Source organism: Lysobacter tyrosinilyticus (genome assembly GCF_054779815.1).
In genome coordinates this window covers 1-23079 of the sequence record NZ_BAAGXN010000006.1, presented here as the reverse complement: position 1 = coordinate 23079, position 23079 = coordinate 1, and the positions used below count along the sequence as shown (strand labels likewise).

The window sequence follows — 23079 nt, the reverse complement described above, 5'->3', positions numbered from 1 at the left end:
TGCCGTCAGACACCAAAGGGGCGTGGGAGGCACAAATTTCTCGCCAAGCCAGGCGCGAACGGCCTCACCTCCGATGAACGGCTGGAGTGCTCACTCAAGGCCCTACATGGACCAACTGAACACTGCCGACAGCCGCTTTGAACCGATAGTCAGTATTGCGATGGCGCCATCGGCCGAAAGTTGAAATGGCGCTACGCCACTTCCGCCGGAATAGCGTAGTGAAAGTCGTTGCCGCTTGGGGTCAAACACATCAATCGAGACGTGCTCGGTCGGCAGAACGATGCCGATGGTATCGCCAGGGGCATGAAACCTGATCCTGGCAATGGTGGGTCGCTGGTCTTGACCTATTTCCATGTCGACCCAGTAACCACCTCCTTCAAATGCAAGTGAGGAAGTAGCGCAGGCCGGCATGGGGAACAGGAACGCGGTTATGAGTGCCAGGACGAATGCAAGGGTTGCGATTGACTTCATGCCGGCACCCGATGCTTGAAATTGATTGTCAGCCGAGCCTTGGCCCCGCGAATGGACTACCGGAACTGGTGGGCAGAGCGTGCATTCCGATGTTGCGAAAACCAGCCTGCATAGCGCACGCACGTCCGGATCAACCGGTCGACGCCGTATGCCGCCAGCAAGAGTGCCGACACCAGGAGCAAGGACACGGGGCTGTGCGAAAGCATCGAGTCCAGAATCATGATGGCCATCCTCAACCAGGCGCCAGGATATCTCCCAGAGGCCGCGTCTGCATTCAGTAACGACTAGCGGCATTCAAGGGCCTGGGTCAGCTGGGCACCAAGCGCTTTTCGGCACGGCATGAGTTGTCAGGCGCACCATGCGTGCCAAATCCATAGGCCGGTTGCGCCAATCGCAACGGCCCAGATGGCGACAATAGCCACGGCCATGGCGCGGCTGCTTGGTCTTGCTGCGGCATCGCGGGCCTTGGTTTGTGACGTGGCCAGGACGTCCGCGGGGATGAGCCGCAACACGAGCATCAGTCCCAAGGGCACGATCACCAGGTCGTCCAGATAACCCAGGACCGGAATGAAGTCGGGAATGAGGTCAATCGGACTAAGAGCGTACGCCGCCACGCCAAGCGCCAACAGGCGCGCCAGCCAGGGAGTGCGCGGATCACGGGCCGCAAAGTAGACGACGAGAGTCTGCTGTTTCAGCTCTCTTGCCCATTTGCGAAGACGTGACATATACGCTCAGAGATCGAATCTAGGCCGCGAAGCGGTATCGGCCAGGCATCAGCCCGTAGCCGCTCACTGCCCAGCCGGCGGCTCCCACAGTTCCACCTTGTTGCCTTCCGGATCGATGACCCATCCAAACTTTCCATGCTCGGACGTTTCGGTATTGTCGAGAACATCGCAACCTTCGATCCTGAGCGTCGAAAGCAGGGCATCGAGATCGGCCACGCGAAAATTGATCATGAAAGAGGCCGTGCTCGGCGTCATATACGTCGTATCGGCCGAAAATAGACTCCAGATGGTCATTCCCGGTTCGCTGCCATCACCGCCCCAATTGAAGATGGCGCCATTCCAGCCGGCTACATCTAGGCCGAGGTGATCCCGGTACCAGGCGCTGAGCGCGGTCGGGTCCTTTGCTTTGAAGAAGATGCCGCCGATTCCCGTTACTCGCTTCATCGCTGTACTCCAAGTGTGATCTGGTCATGCCGCCAAGCGGCTCTGAAGGGTTGGCCGCGCTATCGGACGGCAGCCAGGTCAAAGTGTGGGTTCTCGATAATGCCCAATCGGTTGCCGAACGGATCCCTGACCGCGCCAACCTTGATGCCGCCACCTACATCCGTCACCGCATCCAAGGGCGTTGCGCCGAGTTGAATGAGGCGAGCAAATTCCGAAGTGGCATCCGGCACGCCCCACAAAGGCTGCGGGCCTGAAACGCTGGATTCTCCGTCGGGGATCAGGCCGAGCTCAAATCCGCCAACGTTGAATCCCACATAGAACGGTTCGTCGAAATAGGGCGCGACGCCAAGCACCTGCGCGTACCACTCCTTTGCGGCGGTCAGGTCTTTGACGGGATAGATGGCCGAGCGAAGTCCGAGAATCACGATTTACTCCAAAACGTTGCGTACGTCTCTATGGCTGACATCAGGATGGTATGGCGAATGGCTGGTCGCTACTGAAGCATGCGATGACGATGAAAGAACTTTACCAGTCTGAAGAATGCCGGCGCCGACCTGGTCCGGCCGCCAAAGGGCAGAAGCACGATAGAGATGGCGACGGACGTCGCGACTGTTATCAGGAGTGCGGGAAAAACGAATGCCGCCGAGAGCACGGACCAACCCGTCATCATCGACGTGGTGACGAACAGCAGCCCTTCCCGGAACGAGAGTGAAGAGCTGGAGCATTGGCGGTTGGATAGAACAAGGCACAGAGCCAAAAGAAGGCTGCAGCAGAGCGGAGCAATCCAGAGCTCCAGGCTGGCGGACTTCCAAGGCGTCGCAAACAGGTAGGGCGCAGCCAGAAGCAGTCCAACGAAGATGCCGAGGTAGACGTTTGGGAATACCCCAAACCGAGGACGATCGTTCATGCGTAGTTGATGCCGGAAAGCCGAGCAAGCGACGGGACTTCTACTTGTGATGCCCCACCAAGCCGAGCCGCAAGCCCGGCTGGATGAATTGTTGGTCGGCTTAGTGAGCGGTGAAAGTGAACTCCTGTTGGACCGTCGTTTCAATGGGCGCGCCAGCCGTCACGGCGGGGCGATAAATCCATTTCCGGATCGCAATGATGGCGTGATCCGCAAACTTCTGGTCGGGTGTGCTTTTGACCACAAAGTCCTTCGTCCTGCCGTCGATGCCGATCGTGTATTGAATGACAACCTTTCCAGAGCTCCCAGAAAGCAACAGAGAGATAGGAAAGACAGGAGACTTGCCCTTGATCAGCTTCGGCGGCGTGTCCCATTCGGGGTCTTCTGCGACTTCCATCTTGTCCGGATCGATGGTGCTGTTGGGTCGTGTCACCAGCTCTGCAGCGTTGACTGCCTGAAGCTGCAGCAGTGCTGCCAGCACCATCAGCTTTCTCACGTTCGGGAAGTATTTCATTGCCGTCTAGCGTCTGAATTGGGTCAAGCCGCGAAGGGGCTCAGACTTGAATGAATTGCTGAAGGTTCTTCACAGCACCATGGGTATGAGTGCCTTGGTGCGAGCTTGGTAGAGACGATAGGACTCCCCGAAGTGCTCAGCCAGCCACGTCTCCTCTAGCCGCAGTTTGCGCCAGAACGAGCTGAGCACGATGGCGACCGCGAGGAGTCCGCGCCAGTCGCCGACCATGATGGCGTTGCCAAGGAATAAGAGCAGGAAGCCCGTGTAAATGGGGTGCCTGACAAATCGGTAGGGACCTTGCGTAATCAGAGTGTGGTCCAGCTTAAGTTGGACTGTTGCGCTCCAGTTGCGGCCCAGGAACGCGCGGGAATAAATGCAAAGTGCCGCGCCGAATACCGCCACCGAGAGTCCAACTGAGCAGACAAGGGTGGTGTGGGCTACGAACTGCTCGCGTAGCAGCGAATGGCCAAACCAATGACCAGGGCCAAGAAGTAGTGCGGCAATCACGAGCGGAAACCAATAGACCGCAACTCGCTTTCCGAGAGACTCCTGTCGTTCGACGCGCTTGGCTGAGCGCGATGACCAAAGCCAATAGCCGATCACTACAAGCCAGGTAATGCGAAGTCCGTGTTCAAAAAACGGTGTCAATGAACTCTCCTGCGGCATCTGGTGCCTGAATTAAGCCGAAGACCTTGCACGGTAACGCCAGCGAAGGGCGGGTGAAATGACCCGCCCGGCCATAGCCCATTGAGTCATAAATGCCACATTGAACGGAAGGGGGGGCGGGAAGCACGTTGCCACCGGCTGTTGCCACCAGCTAAAGCAGCGAACAGGTAGGCCGGAAACTGGGAGCGCGCCGCGCACTATGGATGTCGACGTGGTGCAGAAAAAATGTGTGCGATGGCAAGATCTCCGAAATCGGAATTCATCGACTACCCCCGCGGCTACAACGATGCGCCGCGAACCAGGCATGACAAACAGCGTTGTTAGTCATCGATTGCGGCCTAAAACCTGAACTAAACCGAGCCGCGAATCGGCTTCGGCTTGAATGAATTGTCAGGTCTCACTGGCGCTTGCTCATGGTTAGGTAAATGGTGTTGCCACGAATTCGGTGGAGGTCCAGGAAGTACGTAGCATCTGGAGCCGGTACTACGAGCCTCCGACCGATCTCAGCCTTGTTGAAGTGGTAGACATCCCCGGTCTTGGCTGAAACAGTCAGTGTGACAGTGGTCTTTGCCACTTGAGTTACGTGAACTGTAAAGCGACCGTCAGTTGTGGTGAATGAAGCTCCAGCCCTTATGGCGACCTCAGATGGGGCCATTGACACTTGGGGCAGAGGGAGCTGTCCAACTGTGTTTGCCCCCCGCTCTGGAGGCGATAGAGCGAGAAGCTGGACGATGCCCCATGCACCAGCGACGACAAAGACGAAGCTCAGGAGCGCCTTGAAAATCTGGCTATGAGGTCGACCGAACATATCCTTCCTTGAGGCCTAACGTTTGAACTAAGCCGCGCCACGAAGTGGCGTCGGCTTGAATGAATTGTTGAGCCCTTTTAGTCGCATCCGTATGGGCCATAGTCATCTGGGTAGAGTTCGCGATGGCGGACTCTACGGAGCCCGTTAGCGGCATGCATAACCGGGCACGTCTGCGAGTTGTGAGTCCCGAGCAGGTGGCGCTCCAGCCCCAGGGGATAGCTGAAACCAATTCCTGCGACTTGTGGAGCCTTGCCGCATAGCGGACATGGTGCTCTTCCGTTTGAACCAGGAGTGGTGAGGTCGATAACCAGTTCAGCTGTGCCGCGCTGCCATTGATGAGATCCTTCTCGAGGCAAGTCATATGGTGGATCCACTATGGCCCGGAATTTTTCGGGGATGAGATCAATGATGGTGCGGCGCAGGATGTACATCTCAGTGCGCATTCGCTCCATTTTTGCTTCGGGCAGAAGAGCCGGATCGAAATATGTGCGATTTCGCGGCATGCGCGAAACTCCTTGGGAAGGGGCCTGACGCCTGAACTAAGCCGAGCCACGAAGCGGCTTCGGCTTGAATGAATTGTTAGGCGCCATGGCTAGATACCACGAGTGCCGGCGACCAACTCCCCGTCCACGAACACACGGTAGCTCTGAGGCTTGATGCCAGCAGCCAGGAGTGGACGAGTCTTTTCGATCCGAACCTGATGTCCTGCAATAGTGTGGTGCCAGGTGCGGTCAAGGCGGAACGAGAAGTGCGTACTGATCTGCAGCGGATGCTGGAGCCATACGCTCTCTCTAGGAGTAACCAACTTCATACCGCCAAGCAGCCAGCCACGGCGCAGCGTCGCCGGGACATTTCCGATCGAGAAGCCAATTTCCATGTGATCTCCCTTGTGGCGCCTAACGCCTGAATTAAGCCGAGCCGCGAAGCGGCTTCGGCTTGAATGAATTGCTAGGCCACATCTGACAGGATCTCAGCGGCCTCTGAAAAGATCGCTTTGAACTCCGTGAGCTCCTTGTCATTGGCAAGCCCGAGGTGCGAAGCATAAGGCGATAGGCGCAGTTCGCAGACCTTGAGCCGCGATGCCAGCGACTGAACGCTTTCCAGCGGAGCATTGTCATCGCCTTCGCCGTGGTGGATGTAGACAGGAACGGTGCTGGAGAGATCGATCGCCGACCAGTCACCCAGTAGCACCCGGAAATCGCCCCACACGCCATGTGCGAGTTGTGGCGGCACGCCCCACTGCCCGAGTTGTGCCACGGCTTGATCGTAGTTGCTGGTGTGAAACAGCTCGATGAGGGCCTTAGTGTGGGGCGAGGCAACCGTTTCTTGGAACACGGCTGGGTCGCCCATGGAGGCCAACAGGTAGCACGCGCCGAATAGGTCTGGATTGTTAGTGGCCAAGTGAAGGGCGAACGGCCCGCCGCCGCTACCGCCCATTACGACCGCATGAGTAATTCCCGTCTTTGCCAGGTAACCGAGTGCGTGAGCCGCACAGGACTCAAAAGAGGGCTCGGCAGTTGTGTCGATGTACCAAGAGCGAGTTGGACAGATCAGACGGATGCCGAGGTCTGAGGCAAGCTCGGAGAGCTCCGCAACGCTATCGCCGGTATGCGGCGTGCCGAGAAGGAACAGCAGCGGTGTGCCGTCGGGTTTTCCGTATTCGAAGAACTGCATAACTGTCCTCTGTGGCCTAACGCCTGAATTAAGCCGAGCCGCGAAGCGGCTTCGGCTTGAATGAATTGTTAGGCCGCGTCACGACGGTACAGCCAGCGCCAGGCGAACGGCACAGTAACCACGCTGACAGCGCCCAACGCCAGGTTCCATTTCCCTCGATGATTAGATGGGCCAGCTGGCAGCCTGCTAACTACGGCAACGAAAGACGACCGGGCCCATGTTCCAAGGGCCTGGTTTGCTGTCAGCCTGGACTAGACCGTGAAGCACGCTATATCCCAAGCCAATTTCAGCGGTTGGGAATGTGTTGCGCAATAGATCAAAGAAGGACCAGCCGAAGTTGTAATACGTATAAATGCCACCCTGCCTGACGCCGTCGCCGTGATACTCCGAAGGCAGCAGTTCGACCAGATTGCCGTTGGCATCGTGAAAGCCACGCACGACTGTCTCGGAAAGTGATGTAAAGAATGGTGCCGTAAAGATCATGGGGCAGCGCGATGCTAAGACACGCCGGCACTCTGTCAGTGCGAGTCCAACATCATGAATATGTTCAAGAACATCCGTATGCGCTATGTATCCCAATGCGCCATCTGAATAAGACAGGGCAGTAATTGATTCGTGCCGGACCAAGCTAGGGATTGGAAGTTTCCCCGGACGAAGCCACCAGTGGAGCTGGCCAGGGCTGCCTGTCGGTCCAAGGTACTCGGATCCAACAAGTTTGCGATCCAACTTCTTCAAGCGTCGATATAGCCGTGAGTGGCGTTCAAGAATGGCGCCGCCAGCCAGTGGAGGAAGCGACGACTCCAGCAACGCCAAAAGCAGCGTCCGCTGCCGTGCAGTCAAATGGCAGCGCTTACAGACTAAGCCTTCTCGGAGGTTAGGCCTGTCTTCGAATCTTGCGCCGCTACTTACTCGAAAGACCGTGTCGACCTTGCAGACCGGACAAACGCCGTTGATAGTTTCCTGCGAAGCAATGAAAGCCTCTGCAGTGCAGTCTGCCACCACCCTTCGCTCGTGCTCAAGGTAAGAGTCCTTGCAAGAGAACCATGTAATCAATTTTTCATCAGTCATCATCAACTTCTTCCAAGATGGTGATGCCTCTCACTGCATATCAAGTGAGCGCGCGTATCTTTAAAGTGCGCGGTGCCTCGCGCGGAAATGCCCGATGTTCGATCGGGGTCGAAATTTAACAAAAGTAGATTGTATGAGGAAACTACTTCTTGCTCCGCTGCTATTCGTGTTTTCATTCGGCGTAAGCGCAGCGACTTTGGAGTCGAAATATCTTCAACTGGGAAGCGATGTACAGGTGTCTTCCAATCAGGCATTAATTCAGACGTCCGTTACTCTCTCCGCTCCAGCGTGGGTATACATACAAGCAGATGGGCGCTAGCGGACGCTGCGAAAGCGGAGAACGAGATAGCGGCAAGAGCAACAGGGAACAGCTTTTTCATACGACCTCCTTGTTGATGAGAAAGTGGCCTAACGCCTGAATTAAGCCGAGCCGCGAAGCGGCTTCGGCTTGAATGAATTGTTAGGCCACTACGGCGCGCTGGCCCAGCTTGAACATCTGTCGGCTGGCTTGATGTATTGGCCGCGCCAATTGCCCCACCATGGATCCCAAGTCCGCAGGCCGGAAAGAATGTGGCCATCGACTAGCGAAAAGGTAATGGAATAGTAGTCGTTGTAATAGCTCTGAGGATCGTACTTTCCGGTATAGAACGTGAGAGATACATAGGCCGGAAATCGACTCAGGTCGTGATACCAAGAGCCACTCGCCTCTATACGGCTCACGGAAGAGAGCTTCTCCAGCACGCAGGGGTTGAGCCTTGTACTGAATCTTGGGCTGGATAGTTGGATCCCATTTATCTTTCTGGGATCGGGAGATGCACGAGAAATGCCGACGCTTACACGGCCGAAGGAAGCGGGAAGGTCTGAAATCGTGCCATCGGGAAGAATCTGCAGTATCCGATCCTCATGCGCGATTGCCGGAAGGGACGCGAGAAAGAGGGCTAGAGCTGCGATGATCTTCAACATGTGGCCTAACGCCTGAATTAAGCCGAGCCGCGAAGCGGCTTCGGCTTGAATGAATTGTTAGACCTGTGTCCTGTCACGGTCGGAATACGGGCTCTTGAGCCAGTAATGGCAGTGATTGCAAATGTCCGTCGTTTCGGCCACGTCTCCTCGCAGTCTGGCGCTGAAAGGAACCTTCTTGCAATTAGGGCAGGTGAGTTCCGATTTGCCAATAAAGCTGGCAATAACCAATGCCGCTGCGACACTAAAGAACAGCAGGGTACTGGTTGGGGATGGTGCCAGAAATTGCCACGCTCCTAGAAGCGCGAGCGCGCAGAGCAAGTAGGTTTTGATCCGTCCAAAGCCGCGATCGTGTTCCGCGATTTGCGCGGACCACGAATCAATGACTTTTGGGTCGAAAACTGCTCGATGGTTGTTCACAGGTCTAACGCCTGAATTAAGCCGAGCCGCGAAGCGGCTTCGGCTTGAATGAATTGTTAGGCCTCACCCGCGTGGCTAGCCTAGTCATTGAGATTTGCAATTAGCGGAAAGGCCTCGCTTAGCTCCTCATGGGTCCAGCCTTGATTGCGCATGACGTTGTACTGCATGGCATGCAACTGCCTGACACGCTGATCTAGGCGGTTGCCGAGTCTGCTCTCTAGCAGCTCAAGCTTGACGCGGGCCATCTACGAGTTGAGGAGGGCCCCGGCAGCAAGCAGGAGAATCAATACAAGAAGAACGATCTCAAGCATTTCTATGAGTCTCCTTATGCTTGCTGTGAGGCCTAACGCCTGAATTAAGCCGAGCCGCGAAGCGGCTTCGGCTTGAATGAATTGTTAGGCCTTCTGCCGGGAATACACACTAGCCGGCGGAATGCCAGGTACAACGGATACGACCTTTATTGCACGGCAAGTAAGCTCACTCTCCAGCCCGTAGGCACTGCCGAAGTTGACCCGCAACATCCCGCCGGGCTCAGTCTCCGCGATGCCCAGCTCGGACAGTGCATTTTGATGGTTGAAACCATCCAGGGCTAGCTCATCCAACTCTCGGAAGAGAAGAGTAACGATGGAGTGCTTGTGGTGGACGTAGTAGCCATCTGAATCGACCTGATTGGTCGTCTCAAAGACATGAACGTCCGCCGAAAGCGAGGGCCCGCTGCCAGGCTCAGAAAATCGACGGATCGAAATCTCAAGCACCTCAGCATCATGGAATGATGGCCAGTATCCGAACAGCGACGTGACTGCCTCAGAATTTTCTATCCGATCGATCGGTGTCGTCATAGAAGGCCTAACGCCTGAGTTAAGCCGAAAACAATCGCGTAGCGATTGGTTTTCGGCTTGAACGAATTGTTAGGCGGTGACTGCCCGGGGTGTATCCACGACCGTAAGGTCACCGCCGCCTTGGGAAACTCTACCGAACAGGGAGCCCGAGCGCAGCGGCCGAGGCTTGCTCTGGATGGCTTGATGCGAAATGACGCCGAAGCGGCGGCAATGGCGAGTAACCCGACGCTTGACCATCGCTCCGGTAGAGCGGAGCGGCTTGCAACCGATAGCGTCTACAAGACAGGCGTCCGGAGCCGACACGGGACGCAGCGCGGAACCAACCGAAGAAGCATGCGAGGGAATAGAACCTCCCGCAGCACCGCCTAACGCTCGAATTTAGGCGAGCCGCGAAGCGGCTTCGCCTGCAATGAGTAGTTATGCGGGGCTGGTGACGATACTGACGCCATTGACCGAAGTCATCCCGTAACCTCGCGTTGGCCGATACGGTACCAGCTTGCCGGACGGGGCTGTACCTGAGCGCTCAACGGCAGGTGGTAGCCGAAGCCCAATACCAATCGAGCGTGGTGACGTATCCGATCGGAGCCGAAGCCACTGACTGACCTGTGGCAGCAGCAATGAAGATTGCTATCCGGAGCCGACGGTTGGTGTGCGGTGATGGTTCCGAAGGAACGGCCAGCGGCAACGCCGACCCCAGCACCGTATAACGCCTGAATTAAGCCGAGCCGCGAAGCGGCTTCGGCTTGAATGAATTGTTATGCAGCCACGGAGAACAGGGAGCCGTGGACGCTGAAGAGATCTTAGCCCGGGACAATCGGGATGCGGCAATCACTGGACGGAAGCGCGGAGAGCGAGTGGCCGGTGCTTGCTCATCCGGCGCCGGAGGCGCCGCCTGGATGAATCCAGCCATGTGACCGCAAGCCCAGCGGCGCGAGCGAAAGAGGTCGAGTGCGGGCTTTGCGAGCTTTACCTGCAGCGCTTCGGCGCTGGCGCGCATCGCCAGTCTTTTGACCACGCATAACGCCTGAATTAAGCCGAGCCGCGAAGCGGCTTCGGCTTGAATGAATTGTTAGGCCACTCAGTCATACGTGGCCTCAGCCAAGATCTTAAGAATTTCCGGCTTGTTGCGGTACTTGTGCTTTACCAGCTGCAAGTCTTTCTCAACGTGGTCACAGCGCAGCTTACGAAGCTGCTCTGTCACCCAGCGATCGCGCTCGTCGCCGGTCCCATTGAGTTCTCCGCCGAAGTGAATGCATGCGAGGTTACGCTCGGCCACCTTGGCCGCGTCGCGTGGCAATTCCGGGAAGCCCTCAACCATGCGGTCGCGAGCGGCAACATTTGAGATCGCGGTGAGGGCCAACACTAGACCCAATAACTTATAAACGTTCACGAGTGGCCTAACGCCTGAATTAAGCCGAGCCGCGAAGCGGCTTCGGCTTGAATGAATTGTTAGGCCGCGCACCAGTCACCGGAGCAACCCGCATGACCTCATAAGGACTGGCGCGGCCAGGAAAAGCCGATGGCGGATAGTAGGCCACTGTGTACTCAACGGTGCCCTGGCAGGTTTGCAGAAACCATTGCTCGGACCGGAGGCCATTGTTACCCGAAACAACAGAGCCGACCTTGAGTCTCTCGACAGCACAGGAAGGACCGAAGTCCGCTTGGATTAAGCGTAGCCAAGTAGCCTCCAAAGTGTCCGCTGCACGAGCAGGAGCTATGCCGCAGAACAGCAAGGAAGCAAGAGCCAGAGTCTTCATGAAGTGCGTCATAGCGGCCTAACGCCTGAATTAAGCCGAGCCGCGAAGCGGCTTCGGCTTGAATGAATTGTTAGGGCTCAGCCGACTTGCCACAGAGTAGTGCCGGTGTGAGCCCGATCAATATAGTAATGGTGGTTTTGCTGGGAAATTGCATCAGTCGCGGCCAACGCATCAGCGCGGGTCGTTGCGTCAGTGTGAGTGCCAAGTGCACGTAGAGCGGGAAGTGCATCTTGCCGAAGCGAGTACGCCAATATTGAGCAGGCATGCTCTCTGACCAAATATGCAGGATCCGCAAGAGCGGCGATGGCAAGCGTCGAGACCTCGGGATGGGCCCGAGAATAGCGAAGTAGCCGAAACAAGATGGCGGCACGGCCGCTGGCGCGACGAACAAGTGGAAACGCTGCTACCAGTAGTGGGATGAGTGGCTCCTCACCGAACTGCTGAAATAGGCGCTGCTCGAACTGGCCGACCTCAGAGGCTTTGGTCTGTCCGTAGCCATCCGCTATTTGTTGAACAGCTGGGAGCTTCATCTGAGCCCTAACGCCTGAATTAAGCCGAGCCGCGAAGCGGCTTCGGCTTGAATGAATTGTTAGGCACCGACCCGCGGCACCCAGTACATGACGTTTTGTACGCCGCGATTCTCCGCGACTCCAGGAGCATCCGATAGATCACGAATGCGCGCCTCTACACGACTGGCCCCGAACGTGCGAACGCAAGGCTCTACAAAGTATCTGTTTGCACTTGGGTTTCGTTCAAGGAGTGCGGCGAGCAAAAGAGGATCAAGCAGCGCGCCCGGGACAGGCGATGCCATTGCCATGACTTTTGCCACAAACCATTTGTCCCGGCCTTGAAGCGCTGAGATAAACCAAGAGAGTGACTCGGGATTGTCTCTGGGAAGCTTGGACGCCGCATAGCCAACGAGCGTGCGAATTGATTCGTTGCTGCCAGAACTCACAGGAGCCTTTACGAGCTCTTGGTATTGCCCTGCCAAATTGTCCCAATCAATGCTCATTTCGGTGCCTAACGCCTGAATTAAGCCGAAAACAATCGCGTAGCGATTGGTTTTCGGCTTGAATGAATTGTTATGCAGCCAGGGCAACCGGGAGCCTTGGGCGCTGAAGAGATCTTATCCCGGGACAATCGGGATGCGGCAATCACTGGACGGAAGCGGGGCGAGCGAGTGGCCGACGCTTGTGCTTCCGGCGCCGAAGGCGCCGCCAGAGTGAAGCCAGCCATGTGACCGAAAGCCGAGCGGCGCGAGCGAGGGAGATCGAGTGCAGGCTTTGCGAGCTTTACCTGCAGCGCTTCGGCGCTGGCGCGCATCGCCAGTCTTTTGACCACGCATAACGCCTGAATTAAGTGGAGCCGCGAAGCGGCTTCCACTTGAATGAATTGTTAGGCCGGATGACGCGAGGTGGATCACGTCGCCCCGCCTGGAATGTCGGAACTTTACCCGAAGAGCCATGTGGTACTGAAGGCTGTATAGCGCGGACAGAGCTAGCTGATGAGCCGGCAGATGAGGAGAGGGCGGGGCACTAGCCGCTGCTGTTGCTCGGCGGAGTGGGCCGGCATAGCTCGGGCGCGGAGTGCTTGCCGAAGCCGCAGAGTCGCCGCGGCCTTTGCGAAAGTGTTTGCCGCGGTATCGCCGAACGTGGCGCTGCAGCCAAGCGCTCGTGTGATCTGCCCGAATACGGCCTAACGCCTGAATTAAGCCGAGCCGCGAAGCGGCTTCGGCTTGAATGAATTGTTAGGCGCAGAGCGACGGCGCCCAATGTGCAATGCATCAATCAATCTTAGGGCGTACTGCACGCCAACCTACAGTAACGGCCAGCACCAAAAGGCTCATCCCGATCGAAAGAGGAAGGGCTGGAGTGTCTGAGGCTCCCCTAAACCGGTACCAGGTGGGATTAGCCAATGCGTACTCCAAATGCACTGGTTGATTATTTTTGAGGCCTGCCACAATGGATGAGGGTACCTTCGTTGTCCCAATCACCGTTCCGAAGGAGCGAGTGGAAAAGGATACGGTCGCCTTGTAGCGAGGCCCCTCGATCAGTGGCAAGGCAAGACCTCGTTCTGCCACGCTCATTTCCGTGAGGTGCTCGAGCTTTGCAATCGTTTCAGATCGCGGCTCGGCCTCAAACGAAGCATTGGCCGAGTACGTCGTATATGCGGCCCCAAAATAGATGGCAGAAACGATTGCAATCAGTGCCGCAACGGTCCAACGAAGCATATGTGGGGTCCTGCGCCTAACGCTTGAATTAAGCCGAGCCGCGAAGCGGCTTCGGCTTGAATGAATTGTTAGACGTCATCTGCGCGACTCGGCATCTATGTATTGAATCGGGGAGACAGACACGCTCTTGAAGATGCCTTGAGAATCTGTGTGAAAGAAGGCCTCGTAGCCCTTCATGCTATTGCCAGCGGTCCAGACCCACCAAGTGCAGTGAATAGTGTGAGATGTGGTACCCATGGCAGCGCAATCATACGACCCTGTTGAGGGTAGACCCTCGGGCGAAATCGCTTTTCCGCTGAACTTGTCCCGCAGGCCGTCCGCTATGGCTCGCGCGGTCAATTGGTCCGGGCTTTGGATATCAGAGAGGCCTGCTCCTGCTGCTAAGTCCTCCCAAGCATCAACGCAGGAACAGGAAATTGGCGACCAGACGGTGGCGGCGCCACCGATACAGCCCGCAAGGAGCAGTGGCGTGCTTTTTACTAGGCTGCGGGAAAGTCTCATATGACGTCTAACGCCTGAATTAAGCGGAGCCGCGAAGCGGCTTCGGCTTGAATGAATTGTTAGGCCCCGCCCGACCACCAGGACTCACTGTACTCACCGACCGATACGACTAGCTGGACGGATGACCCAAAGAGGTCGAAGTACTGGTGCCCGGAACCGGATGAGGCCAGGGCTTGGAGCTTACCTTGAACGGCTGGCATCGATTCCGGGGAGCAGAGCCACACGAAGCCAGTGGCCTGAGGTTGGGAAATGCGGGAGGCGAATAGCTGAGCTGGATTGCGCGCGGATATGTGCGCGATGCTGTGAACCGGCCAGTCCGGTGCGTCCGATGCAGCGAACTCTCCGAGACGAGCGGACAGATCCGCGATATCAGCTGGTGAGCCCGATAGGAGAAGTGTGTCTGCACCCTTGAACAGGTGGAACAGACCTAGTTGAAAGCTCATAGGGGCCTAACGCCTGAATTAAGCCGAGCCGCGAAGCGGCTTCGGCTTGAATGAATTGTTAGGCCGCAGCCTACTTTGCCCGACGTCTAGTTACCAAGTGGGTTTCGGCGCCCGGTACTCGGGGCTCTTTGACCATATGAGCTCGGAGCTATCCGGCTTACCCAAACCAACGGGGCACCGTCCGTCGCCGTCTCCGGTCATCCCGCCGTCCGGGCTGCAAATATGCTTGCCGTCGGCGGCATAAAGCTCATTGAACGCATCACAACAATCGGAAGAAAAGTAGTAGGCATCCCTCCCGCCCAATTTCACCCTCCATACTGAGGCTGGAAGCTCTCCAGACCCGTTGCTTGCGGCGAGTAGCTTGATCCGAAGCCAAGCCGGCGCATCGGCTTCGTATGAGCCCTTGGTCGCGGTGTCACAACCCGCCACAAGAACGGCTAGCACCAACGACGTTGCCAAGGTCTTTGTGAGCTGCATTGAATCTCCTGCGCGGCCTAACGCCTGAATTAAGCCGAGCCGCGGTGTAGAGGAGACGGTTTCTCCTCTGGCTTTAGGCGGATGCCTAGTGAAGCTTTGCTACTAGGGTGGAAAAGCTCGATACCGATCGGTCCTTCCGAGACAACAGTTACACCGAGCGGCGAGAGCACTTTGAGGAAGAACGCTTTGCTCGCAGCATAGTCGCTGACTCCGAATACGACGTGGTCAAACATGAGTGCTCCTGAAGATCTTCGTGCGAGGCCTAACGCCTGAATTAAGCCGAGCCGCGAAGCGGCTTCGGCTTGAATGAACTGTTAGGCCTCAGCTGGTCAGCTGGACCCACGATTGCTCTCGCCGAGCTTATGCGCCTCAAACGTGGCCGCCAAGATGCGCTCGCGGTCCGCGTGAACAAATTCATCTACCAGTCCAAACGCGGAGTAGAGGACTTGATGCGGCTCCTGCGCAGGATCTCGCAAGTCTGCGAGGTACATGCCCATACCGCTTTCAAATCGTGGGAGAGCACGGATGTGCCCTGCGCCGGTATGCAAGATGATGTGATTCAGCTCGACGATGAAGTCGGCGATGATTCTTTCGTACTCTTCGCGAGAAATCATATGAGGCCTAACGCCTGAATTAAGCCGAGCCGCGAAGCGGCTTCGGCTTGAATGAATTGTTAGGCTGCATCGCGGGGCCTCTTGAAGCGAATCCAAGTGATCCAGTCGCGGACAGCCAAGAAGGCCAGCCAGCCGCCAGGCACCAAGAATAGGAGCAGTGGCCAAGCCTGATGCATTGAAAAGAATGCGTGTTCTTTGTAAGGGCCGCTGCCGGTGAGTGCGCAATAGGTCAAGAATGCAAGACCGCCAAGGCAAACGACCGCGCAGGCACACCAGAGCCCTGAGACAGTCCAGTAGCCGAGCGGATTGAGCTTGCGCTTGGTAATGGCGCCAATCGGACCCGCGGCACGCCCCGTGAACAGCATGAAAGCCGTGCGATCGATAGCCCAGATTGCTAGGAACAGAACTGTGAGGTACCGGAACATTTGGTATGCAGCCTAACGCCTGAATTAAGCCGAGCCGCGAAGCGGCTTCGGCTTGAATGAATTGTTAGGGCCCGCCGGTAGACGTTTCGGCCACGTGGTGCTCGTGGGCTGCGACTACGGTAGGACCTGGGTTGAGGATGTAACGGTAGATCTCGTGCTTGAACTGGACAAGGTCTGAAAGCTCAGGGTCAATCGCGCGCCATGCCCGGTATTGCTCGGCGGAGCAGCGGACAAGCTCTACTAACTCAGATTCAGGCAAGACAGATACTAGAGCGGACAGATGCAGAGCAGCTTGCTCAGTCTCTATTTCTAGCGCGATGTGGTCATGTGCCAGGCTTTCGATGGACTCACCTGCAGCGGCAGACTCCAAGAGTTGGCGTGCGCGCAGATGGCGGCCGTAAGCAGCATGCTTGTGCCGATCAAATGCTTCTTCAATGCTGGACTGGCTGCTCATTCTCCGCGGGGCCTAACGCCTGAATTAAGCCGAGCCGCGAAGCGGCTTCGGCTTGAATGAATTGTTAGAGATCGTGCGGGAGGAATGAGTCATACGACTGACCGCTGCGATTTGTAAAAACAATTGTCCAATCTGGAAGGCCGCAAAAGTTGCTCGCAAGTATTTGGGCAACGGTGCGGCCGATCTCCTGCTTCATTCCCGCAGGTACGTCATCCGGATAGTAGTCTCTGGCCCCAACATAGATAAGCAAGGATTCTCCTCCATCTTGTCGCTCCGTAAGTACATCCTCCCAGCGTCCTTGTCGGATGGCAGAAGACGTCAACGCAGACACAATTTGCTGGCAAGCGAGGACAGTGATCACGATCTCTAACGCCTGAATTAAGCCGAGCCGCGAAGCGGCTTCGGCTTGAATGAATTGTTAGGCCCCTTTGGACCACATTGGAGTCAGCGCTGTAATTTGCGGCGGGCCAGAGAGAAGTGGCTCAACGTCTTTCAGGTAAGCAGCGTAGCTGTCCGTCTTTAAGAATTCTTGTGACGCTTCAGCGCTTGCGTACTGTTGGAAGGCGCAAATTGAATCTGGGTCAGCGTTGTCAAAGCAATAGAAGTACGCGGTGTGTCCCGGATTGGCTGAGATGGCTGGCGCCATGTGCCTTTCCCATACCTCCCGAACCTCATCCCGCTTCCCAGGCTGAGTCTTGTGCTTGATGATGACTGCAAAAGAGGTCATTGAAATTCCATTTGTAGTGATGTTGGGTAAGGGGCCTAACGCCTGAATTAAGCCGAGCCGCGAAGCGGCTTCGGCTTGAATGAATTGTTAGGCCGCTCTCACGATTGCAAGAGTCGCCTTGCGGACGACAGGCAACACGAGCAGCAGCACCGGAAACGCAATAATCCACGAGATGCACCAAGCGGAAAGCCACTTGGATAAGAGCTGTGGCGACATGCCGATGCCCTTGAACGTGCTAATCAAGGACACGATGCAGGTCATGAAAATGGACAGCAACAGCGGCATTACCACCGAGCCGTACCGCGCAGGGAGCTTGGGAATGCCGAAGAAGATGGTGGAATTGTTTGAAGCGTTCATGGTGATCTCCTCGATCCGGTCAAGCAAAGGCGCCTCTCGCCCAAAGACGGACGAGCAGCCCCGGCAGTGCCGGAGGTGATGGGCGCGTTGGTTGACGTGAACGCTTACGGCCGACGCGGAGCCGCGTGGACGGAGTGATGCTAAACCGGCTGGCGACGGACTGGCAAGCGGCCTAACGCCTGAATTAAGCCGAGCCGCGAAGCGGCTTCGGCTTGAATGAATTGTTAGCGCCCATCGCTGCAGAAGCCAGATCGCTTGTCCAAGTTGCGGCAGGCGTGAGTGATGAGTCTCGGTTTAGGCGTTGGGCTCCATCCGCATGTGACGTCGCGATCATAGTCAAGTGACCAGATCCGGCCAGCGGCGTCACGTGCTATTCCGATGTTGCCGAGCTCATGGCTTCGTGAGATCCGGAATGGCGCGCCGCTATCTATTGCGGTTCTAAGGCAGGGCGACATCGGATCTCTGCGGACGGGCCCGATGGAGAATTCGGGGCAGGCGACGGCCGCGGGACCGGCTAGCTCAGCCAGACGTCGCTCGTAGTACGCCTTATCGATGCCGGGCCCCGTTTCCGTTCCCGGGCTCCACAGAAAGAACCAGACAACGGCCGCAACTAACGTCAGCGAAAATACAAATGTAGAGGCCGCGATGGCATAGCTTCTCATGGGCGCTAACGCCTGAATTAAGCCGAGCCGCGAAGCGGCTTCGGCTTGAATGAATTGTTAGGCCGCAGCCAGCTCACCGGAGGCGTGGCCCAACCTGGATAGGAACATGCTACTCAGCGACGGTCGGAAAGTCAGGATCGGCGATGTAGAAGTTGCCCTGATGAATGGCTGATCGGCTCTGCAGGCAGCCAAGATGGCAAAAGAATGTCTGCTCCTTTTGCTCTTTGCGAGGGCGATCAATCCTGCCAACGACCTGTAAAGCGCATGGGTCAAGGCCGCCAGGATTAATGGCCTCGCCGCAGAAAAGGCAGGTGTAGACGACTGGCTCTTCTTGCACTTCGTGACTCACCTTGTATGCGGCCTAACGCCTGAATTAAGCCGAGCCGCGAAGCGGCTTCGGCTTGAATGAATTGTTAGCGCCCATCCGTGGGGCACTCCACTGCGATGTCCTTGTCTTGGCCAAAGCCACCGAGACGACCATCTGCGCCTAGTGAAAAAAGAACATAGCCACAATCACCTGGAACCTGCCGATAGTAAAACTGGCGCTGCCCGCGATCCTCAAGCCCTTTTGCATAGGGCCCAGGGGCTTTTGGATCTTCGAGCTCCGCTAGAGTTCTGGGTAATCTTCCATTGTCCTCACGAAAGAGCTCAATCTTATCTGCAAGGTATTTGGCGTAGGAGCGCGTATAGGTTGCCGCGTCGTCGTGAGAGCCGCCGAACAACCGTGCCATTGCAAGAATGGCAAATAGTCCAACAACACCAAAAATCGGAACTGAAAAGATCTTTCTCATGGGCGCTAACGCCTGAATTAAGCCGAGCCGCGAAGCGGCTTCGGCTTGAATGAATTGTTAGCCGCCACTAGGAAAACCAATAGCTGCGCATGGCGGACAAGAACTCAGCATCAATAGGGTAGCCCGACGCCGACCCAATAACGGAGTCGATTCCGCACCTGGGGCACAGGGCGGTAGTTCCAGCCGAAAGTTCTAGCTCCTCCGGAGTGCCCTCAGGCCAGTCGACCCAATCCTCAATTGCTGAGGATGGAAAAGTTTCCAGGCAATAGAAGCATCCACACAATGGACTCGACTCAATCTCCTCGCGGTGATTGGAAGACTTGGTGTGGGCGGCTATGACGTTCGAAGTGGTAGAAACCATTAGCGGCTAACGCCTGAATTAAGCCGAGCCGCGAAGCGGCTTCGGCTTGAATGAATTGTTAGGGCTCACTCGCGGCGGGATTGCAGTCGCTAACGCCGCTATTTGCCGAGCCAAACATCAAGAATGCGGCTATTGGCAAAACTAGGACTGTAAACGCAAGGAGCCCGGCTAAGAGCGTATGCCATGAGAAGCGCGATGGCACTAGGCTGACACCGGTTGCAAAGAAGGTCGCGGCTGCGCACAGCGACGTGAACCATGGAAGGTCGAATTGCCTGGCGGCAGCCATGTCACCGACACCGGTCTTTCCGTCAAAGAGGCAGCCCGATCTGTAGGAGAAGTAGCAGGCCACTGCGATAGACGCTGCGGAAAGAATGAAGCAGCAAATGCCTAGAGTCCGGCGACGCATCTAGTGAGCCCTAACGCCTGAATTAAGCCGAGCCGCGAAGCGGCTTCGGCTTGAATGAATTGTTAGGCCGTAGCCCGGGCAACTAGCCAATCATGGCTGGTCTCTTGGGTGGCCACAGTGCACACACCTTTTGGCTAGCAGATTGTGGTGCTGATCCATGAAAAATGGTTGCCGGCAACGCGGGCAGGGAAATCTGGCGATACGAGTGCCGGCTATGGTGATGGCGATGATCCAGCAGGAGCCAAGTACTTTGAGTGCAGTGTCAGGTGCTTTTCCGAGTAGATAGCTGCCTAGTATTGTTAGTCCAATAAGGACATAGCCACTAGCAATTACTCCGAAAAGCCAAAGGACTCGTGAGGTGTAGGCGCTCCAGGGATTTGAGTTATCTTCCATCTTGCTGCTACGGCCTAACGCCTGAATTAAGCCGAGCCGCGAAGCGGCTTCGGCTTGAATGAATTGTTAGGCAGGCCCCGGAGAGTGCCCCATTGCCTTTGCATACCCACGAACAACATTCGGCGTGTTGAGGGACTCCACGGCGCGCATCTCAAGGCTCTGAAGGTGATCACTGGGGTCTGTGCTGCCAACGGTTAGAAATGTTTGCTCATCGAATATTCCCGCCTCGCGGCAGTCCCTTAGCGCTAGAAACAGCGCATGGAACCGGAAATCCCTCGCCGCCGCCCAAGCTTCATCGCTCGTGTAGGTTTGGTCGGCGAGGGTGGCCAAATGAGAACTGATGGGGGAAAACAGATCGTCATGCGCGGAGTCGAGCCACTCGACAAAAATATAGCCTATGTCTGCGTAATCCAATTCGCTTTTCTCAACCCATCCGACGGAGCATGAGACGTGGAACAAGGTGCGAAGGTCGTCATCGGTCCCTAATGCGAAGCCAAACAGCGGGCCATGCGCCTTCAGTGTTGCGACCGACTGCCGAATTGCCTGCGCCGTCGCTCTGCGGATGTCTTCTTGGTTGTCCATGAGAATAAGTGCCGGCCTAACGCCTGAATTAAGCCGAGCCGCGAAGCGGCTTCGGCTTGAATGAATTGTTAGAGCGCATCCCCTCAGTCTCCAATGAACTTGATATAGGTGTGGACTTTGCCGGGGGAACGCTCAATCAAGCGAACAACCTTCTCTAGTTGGGTCCGAACCTGAGGATCCATGGGGCGGGACATTTCCTCATTGAGCTCGCGAATCAGCTCCGGGATCTGAGCCTGATTGAAAACGGCGTCGCCACATGGGTCGACGAATCGCAGGCACACAGAGCTGGATAGGCTCGGCCAGCGGGAGGTCGCCAAACGGCTAATAAGAAAGGACGGATCGAAAACCTCCTGGATAGGCTGGTGGTTTTCGTCTACCCATGCCACATCAATGCCCATGCGCTCTAACGCCTGAATTAAGCCGAGCCGCGAAGCGGCTTCGGCTTGAATGAATTGTTAGGCCTCAGCGGCCGGCCAGTACACATGCAGACATAGAGTGGCATTGCCAAGGACAAGTCTAGGTGGCAGGAAGCGAGAAGGTCATACGGTGACATAACCCTCCGCCCAATCATCGGCGTCTAGGGTGTACTCAGTAATGTGGAACCCAGCCCAGTCGTCGCTGCCGGGCTCTACGACGTTTGGAAGGTCACAGAAGCCTGGCTGGCTCTTGAGGCGAGTCACGGCCGCCAGCGCGGAGGCCTTTGACCGGTACACGCCAATCATCTTTACGTTCTCATCGCCGGGACCAAAGACGTGCACGTGTTGAACGACAAAGACACTTTTCATGAGGCCTAACGCCTGAATTAAGCCGAGCCGCGAAGCGGCTTCGGCTTGAATGAATTGTTAGGCCCGCTTGCGACGAAGGCAAGTTATAGCGACGAGCCACGCCAGAAAGGGTAAGCCAACAAAAAGGGAGTTGATGACTACGATGTTATCTAGGTAGGGCCAGTCACGAGTTATGTAGAGGGCAACAGAAGCAGCGATAAGGTATGCGCCGAACACTACGAGTGATCGGAGTGCCGAAAGTCTGAGCATCACCAACGAACCCAGCACTAGACCCAGCAAACCGACCTCAAGCCAGATTAGTGAGAGCACGTCGCCTCCACTGGCTAGCGCCAGCTGTGGCGTGGAAAGTAGAACTAAGAGTGCTATGCCTTGCCGTACGGTCATGTCGCGGGCCTAACGCCTGAATTAAGCCGAGCCGCGAAGCGGCTTCGGCTTGAATGAATTGTTAGGCCCCAGCCAAGCCAACAGGATTGGCAAGCTGTTGCCGTCTAGGTCACTACAAGCCACGCCAAGAGTTATCGGATTTGCCACAGGGGCATTTGATCGTCCAGGCAGTACCATGATCCTCGACCCAGAGCGTCTGGCCACAGTAGGGACAGGCTTGATCAATGGGCAGATTGTTCTTGTGCTGCAACAGCGCGGTTAAGGAAGGTCGAGCGTGAGGAGGCAGCGACTTGCCTTCCGCCAGCGTCGCCACCTCCGCTTCAATTTCTTCGCGAGTAGCTGTCATGGGGCCTAACGCCTGAATTAAGCCGAGCCGCGAAGCGGCTTCGGCTTGAATGAATTGTTAGGCAGCATCCGTGTTGCCCGTGTTGCCATACCCCGAGATAGAAGCCACTACCGGAAGCGGTGCCGGGTTGTCTGTGTAGCTGTACCGCATCAGCGACCATGTGGGCAATTTGACCCGGCCCAGGGCTGCAAAAATCCACAGAAGCGCATCCGCACTCGCACCGGCCGACGACCTGAAGCGCCCGGATCGACGAGCCAAGTGCAGCCGCGGACTCGTCAGTTGCCGCCACGGCAAGCGCACGCTCAATGACAGCCACTTCTGCTTCTGAGATTTGCCTGACGGTCGCTAGAGATCTGGACATGCTGCCTAACGCCTGAATTAAGCCGAGCCGCGAAGCGGCTTCGGCTTGAATGAATTGTTAGGCGCCATTGCCGGGTAGCCTGACGCCGACTGTGTGATTAAAGCGGACGATGGCTACGGCCGACAAGGTTGCGCCGAACATAAAAGACATCCCGAGTGCCAACGTAAGGCCAACTGCCACAAACATTGCGCGGGCGACACCAAGTCGCATGCCTGGGAGGCGGGCGTGGCCCCAGACGACCCATGCAACGGTACCAAGCCAAGCGACTAATAGCGCAACCATAAGAAAAGGGAATGCCCTAGGTGCCAGGGACATTGCGGCGGCAGTGGCCGGCGCCGCGAAGAACCAGCATAGGCAAGCAATCCAGAATCTGGCGCGAGGAGATGCGGACGCCCTGTCAGATACTAGTAATGCTCCAGGTGCTAGGTAGGGATTCTCGACCACTTGTTGAGTTTCCATGGCGCCTAACGCCTGAATTAAGCCGAGCCGCGAAGCGGCTTCGGCTTGAATGAATTGTTAGGCCCCGTCGA

Annotated in this window: 27 protein-coding genes; all 27 read right to left on the bottom strand. The window is 56.6% G+C overall.

The window, feature by feature from the left end:
• Positions 1-102 precede the first annotated feature (102 nt).
• Complete coding sequence (locus tag ACYVGK_RS13700) at positions 103-471, bottom strand: hypothetical protein (RefSeq protein WP_460734634.1); 369 nt, start codon at positions 469-471, stop codon at positions 103-105.
• Positions 472-818: 347 nt separating this feature from the next.
• Complete coding sequence (locus ACYVGK_RS13695; protein WP_460734632.1) at positions 819-1196, bottom strand: YkvA family protein; 378 nt, start codon at positions 1194-1196, stop codon at positions 819-821.
• A gap of 63 nt (positions 1197-1259) precedes the next feature.
• Positions 1260-1640: a VOC family protein gene (locus ACYVGK_RS13690; RefSeq protein WP_460734630.1), complete on the bottom strand. Its 381-nt coding sequence runs from the start codon at positions 1638-1640 to the stop codon at positions 1260-1262.
• Between the two features lie 59 nt (positions 1641-1699).
• On the bottom strand, positions 1700-2065 hold the full coding sequence (locus ACYVGK_RS13685; RefSeq protein ID WP_460734628.1) for a VOC family protein: 366 nt from the start codon (positions 2063-2065) through the stop codon (positions 1700-1702).
• A 68-nt stretch (positions 2066-2133) separates the two neighbouring features.
• The gene (locus ACYVGK_RS13680) at positions 2134-2547 is read right to left on the bottom strand and encodes a hypothetical protein (RefSeq protein WP_460734626.1); all 414 of its coding nucleotides are present in this window, start codon (positions 2545-2547) and stop codon (positions 2134-2136) included.
• 100 nt (positions 2548-2647) lie between these two features.
• The gene (locus ACYVGK_RS13675) at positions 2648-3058 is read right to left on the bottom strand and encodes a TonB family protein (RefSeq protein ID WP_460734624.1); all 411 of its coding nucleotides are present in this window, start codon (positions 3056-3058) and stop codon (positions 2648-2650) included.
• Positions 3059-3127: 69 nt separating this feature from the next.
• Positions 3128-3706, bottom strand: coding sequence for a methyltransferase family protein (locus tag ACYVGK_RS13670; RefSeq protein ID WP_460734622.1), 579 nt, complete (start codon positions 3704-3706; stop codon positions 3128-3130).
• 903 nt (positions 3707-4609) lie between these two features.
• Positions 4610-5035 carry a hypothetical protein gene (locus ACYVGK_RS13665; protein WP_460734620.1) on the bottom strand — a complete coding sequence of 142 codons (426 nt, stop codon included), beginning with the start codon at positions 5033-5035 and terminating at the stop codon, positions 4610-4612.
• 89 nt (positions 5036-5124) lie between these two features.
• A complete protein-coding gene (locus tag ACYVGK_RS13660; RefSeq protein ID WP_460734618.1) occupies positions 5125-5409 on the bottom strand; it encodes a hypothetical protein in 285 nt (94 codons plus the stop codon).
• A 71-nt stretch (positions 5410-5480) separates the two neighbouring features.
• Positions 5481-6206 (bottom strand): alpha/beta fold hydrolase, encoded by a 726-nt coding sequence (locus ACYVGK_RS13655; RefSeq protein ID WP_460734616.1) that lies wholly within the window; start codon positions 6204-6206, stop codon positions 5481-5483.
• A gap of 186 nt (positions 6207-6392) precedes the next feature.
• Positions 6393-7274: a methyltransferase domain-containing protein gene (locus ACYVGK_RS13650; protein ID WP_460734614.1), complete on the bottom strand. Its 882-nt coding sequence runs from the start codon at positions 7272-7274 to the stop codon at positions 6393-6395.
• Positions 7275-7742: 468 nt separating this feature from the next.
• On the bottom strand, positions 7743-8237 hold the full coding sequence (locus ACYVGK_RS13645; protein ID WP_460734612.1) for a hypothetical protein: 495 nt from the start codon (positions 8235-8237) through the stop codon (positions 7743-7745).
• Between the two features lie 57 nt (positions 8238-8294).
• Positions 8295-8654 carry a hypothetical protein gene (locus ACYVGK_RS13640; protein ID WP_460734610.1) on the bottom strand — a complete coding sequence of 120 codons (360 nt, stop codon included), beginning with the start codon at positions 8652-8654 and terminating at the stop codon, positions 8295-8297.
• Positions 8655-9049: 395 nt separating this feature from the next.
• Positions 9050-9493 (bottom strand): Imm50 family immunity protein, encoded by a 444-nt coding sequence (locus ACYVGK_RS13635; protein WP_460734608.1) that lies wholly within the window; start codon positions 9491-9493, stop codon positions 9050-9052.
• A gap of 1078 nt (positions 9494-10571) precedes the next feature.
• Positions 10572-10883 (bottom strand): hypothetical protein, encoded by a 312-nt coding sequence (locus ACYVGK_RS13630; RefSeq protein ID WP_460734607.1) that lies wholly within the window; start codon positions 10881-10883, stop codon positions 10572-10574.
• Between the two features lie 956 nt (positions 10884-11839).
• Positions 11840-12349: a hypothetical protein gene (locus ACYVGK_RS13625; RefSeq protein WP_460734605.1), complete on the bottom strand. Its 510-nt coding sequence runs from the start codon at positions 12347-12349 to the stop codon at positions 11840-11842.
• Positions 12350-13033: 684 nt separating this feature from the next.
• Positions 13034-13480: a hypothetical protein gene (locus ACYVGK_RS13620; RefSeq protein WP_460734603.1), complete on the bottom strand. Its 447-nt coding sequence runs from the start codon at positions 13478-13480 to the stop codon at positions 13034-13036.
• A 1034-nt stretch (positions 13481-14514) separates the two neighbouring features.
• Positions 14515-14901, bottom strand: coding sequence for a DUF6970 domain-containing protein (locus ACYVGK_RS13615; RefSeq protein WP_460734601.1), 387 nt, complete (start codon positions 14899-14901; stop codon positions 14515-14517).
• Positions 14902-15230: 329 nt separating this feature from the next.
• Positions 15231-15515 carry a hypothetical protein gene (locus ACYVGK_RS13610; protein WP_460734599.1) on the bottom strand — a complete coding sequence of 95 codons (285 nt, stop codon included), beginning with the start codon at positions 15513-15515 and terminating at the stop codon, positions 15231-15233.
• A 59-nt stretch (positions 15516-15574) separates the two neighbouring features.
• Positions 15575-15940 carry a hypothetical protein gene (locus ACYVGK_RS13605; RefSeq protein WP_460734597.1) on the bottom strand — a complete coding sequence of 122 codons (366 nt, stop codon included), beginning with the start codon at positions 15938-15940 and terminating at the stop codon, positions 15575-15577.
• A gap of 64 nt (positions 15941-16004) precedes the next feature.
• On the bottom strand, positions 16005-16394 hold the full coding sequence (locus tag ACYVGK_RS13600) for a hypothetical protein (protein ID WP_460734595.1): 390 nt from the start codon (positions 16392-16394) through the stop codon (positions 16005-16007).
• Positions 16395-16812: 418 nt separating this feature from the next.
• Positions 16813-17121 carry a putative quinol monooxygenase gene (locus tag ACYVGK_RS13595; protein ID WP_460734593.1) on the bottom strand — a complete coding sequence of 103 codons (309 nt, stop codon included), beginning with the start codon at positions 17119-17121 and terminating at the stop codon, positions 16813-16815.
• Positions 17122-17208: 87 nt separating this feature from the next.
• A complete protein-coding gene (locus ACYVGK_RS13590; protein WP_460734591.1) occupies positions 17209-17478 on the bottom strand; it encodes a DUF2798 domain-containing protein in 270 nt (89 codons plus the stop codon).
• A gap of 1075 nt (positions 17479-18553) precedes the next feature.
• On the bottom strand, positions 18554-18931 hold the full coding sequence (locus ACYVGK_RS13585) for a type II secretion system protein GspG (protein ID WP_460734589.1): 378 nt from the start codon (positions 18929-18931) through the stop codon (positions 18554-18556).
• Positions 18932-20157: 1226 nt separating this feature from the next.
• Positions 20158-20673, bottom strand: coding sequence for a DUF4303 domain-containing protein (locus ACYVGK_RS13580; RefSeq protein WP_460734587.1), 516 nt, complete (start codon positions 20671-20673; stop codon positions 20158-20160).
• A gap of 83 nt (positions 20674-20756) precedes the next feature.
• Positions 20757-21071, bottom strand: coding sequence for a hypothetical protein (locus tag ACYVGK_RS13575; protein ID WP_460734585.1), 315 nt, complete (start codon positions 21069-21071; stop codon positions 20757-20759).
• 141 nt (positions 21072-21212) lie between these two features.
• A complete protein-coding gene (locus ACYVGK_RS13570) occupies positions 21213-21458 on the bottom strand; it encodes a DUF7336 domain-containing protein (RefSeq protein WP_460734583.1) in 246 nt (81 codons plus the stop codon).
• Between the last annotated feature and the right edge of the window lie 1621 nt (positions 21459-23079).

Coding starts and splice junctions, on each gene's coding strand:
- ACYVGK_RS13700 (WP_460734634.1), bottom strand. CDS start 471: ATGAAGTCAATCGCAACCCTTGCATTCGTCCTGGCACTCATAACCGCG.
- ACYVGK_RS13695 (WP_460734632.1), bottom strand. CDS start 1,196: ATGTCACGTCTTCGCAAATGGGCAAGAGAGCTGAAACAGCAGACTCTC.
- ACYVGK_RS13690 (WP_460734630.1), bottom strand. CDS start 1,640: ATGAAGCGAGTAACGGGAATCGGCGGCATCTTCTTCAAAGCAAAGGAC.
- ACYVGK_RS13680 (WP_460734626.1), bottom strand. CDS start 2,547: ATGAACGATCGTCCTCGGTTTGGGGTATTCCCAAACGTCTACCTCGGC.
- ACYVGK_RS13675 (WP_460734624.1), bottom strand. CDS start 3,058: ATGAAATACTTCCCGAACGTGAGAAAGCTGATGGTGCTGGCAGCACTG.
- ACYVGK_RS13665 (WP_460734620.1), bottom strand. CDS start 5,035: ATGCCGCGAAATCGCACATATTTCGATCCGGCTCTTCTGCCCGAAGCA.
- ACYVGK_RS13660 (WP_460734618.1), bottom strand. CDS start 5,409: ATGGAAATTGGCTTCTCGATCGGAAATGTCCCGGCGACGCTGCGCCGT.
- ACYVGK_RS13655 (WP_460734616.1), bottom strand. CDS start 6,206: ATGCAGTTCTTCGAATACGGAAAACCCGACGGCACACCGCTGCTGTTC.
- ACYVGK_RS13650 (WP_460734614.1), bottom strand. CDS start 7,274: ATGACTGATGAAAAATTGATTACATGGTTCTCTTGCAAGGACTCTTAC.
- ACYVGK_RS13645 (WP_460734612.1), bottom strand. CDS start 8,237: ATGTTGAAGATCATCGCAGCTCTAGCCCTCTTTCTCGCGTCCCTTCCG.
- ACYVGK_RS13635 (WP_460734608.1), bottom strand. CDS start 9,493: ATGACGACACCGATCGATCGGATAGAAAATTCTGAGGCAGTCACGTCG.
- ACYVGK_RS13620 (WP_460734603.1), bottom strand. CDS start 13,480: ATGCTTCGTTGGACCGTTGCGGCACTGATTGCAATCGTTTCTGCCATC.
- ACYVGK_RS13615 (WP_460734601.1), bottom strand. CDS start 14,901: ATGCAGCTCACAAAGACCTTGGCAACGTCGTTGGTGCTAGCCGTTCTT.
- ACYVGK_RS13610 (WP_460734599.1), bottom strand. CDS start 15,515: ATGATTTCTCGCGAAGAGTACGAAAGAATCATCGCCGACTTCATCGTC.
- ACYVGK_RS13605 (WP_460734597.1), bottom strand. CDS start 15,940: ATGTTCCGGTACCTCACAGTTCTGTTCCTAGCAATCTGGGCTATCGAT.
- ACYVGK_RS13600 (WP_460734595.1), bottom strand. CDS start 16,394: ATGAGCAGCCAGTCCAGCATTGAAGAAGCATTTGATCGGCACAAGCAT.
- ACYVGK_RS13595 (WP_460734593.1), bottom strand. CDS start 17,121: ATGACCTCTTTTGCAGTCATCATCAAGCACAAGACTCAGCCTGGGAAG.
- ACYVGK_RS13590 (WP_460734591.1), bottom strand. CDS start 17,478: ATGAACGCTTCAAACAATTCCACCATCTTCTTCGGCATTCCCAAGCTC.
- ACYVGK_RS13585 (WP_460734589.1), bottom strand. CDS start 18,931: ATGAGAAAGATCTTTTCAGTTCCGATTTTTGGTGTTGTTGGACTATTT.
- ACYVGK_RS13580 (WP_460734587.1), bottom strand. CDS start 20,673: ATGGACAACCAAGAAGACATCCGCAGAGCGACGGCGCAGGCAATTCGG.
- ACYVGK_RS13575 (WP_460734585.1), bottom strand. CDS start 21,071: ATGGGCATTGATGTGGCATGGGTAGACGAAAACCACCAGCCTATCCAG.
- ACYVGK_RS13570 (WP_460734583.1), bottom strand. CDS start 21,458: ATGAAAAGTGTCTTTGTCGTTCAACACGTGCACGTCTTTGGTCCCGGC.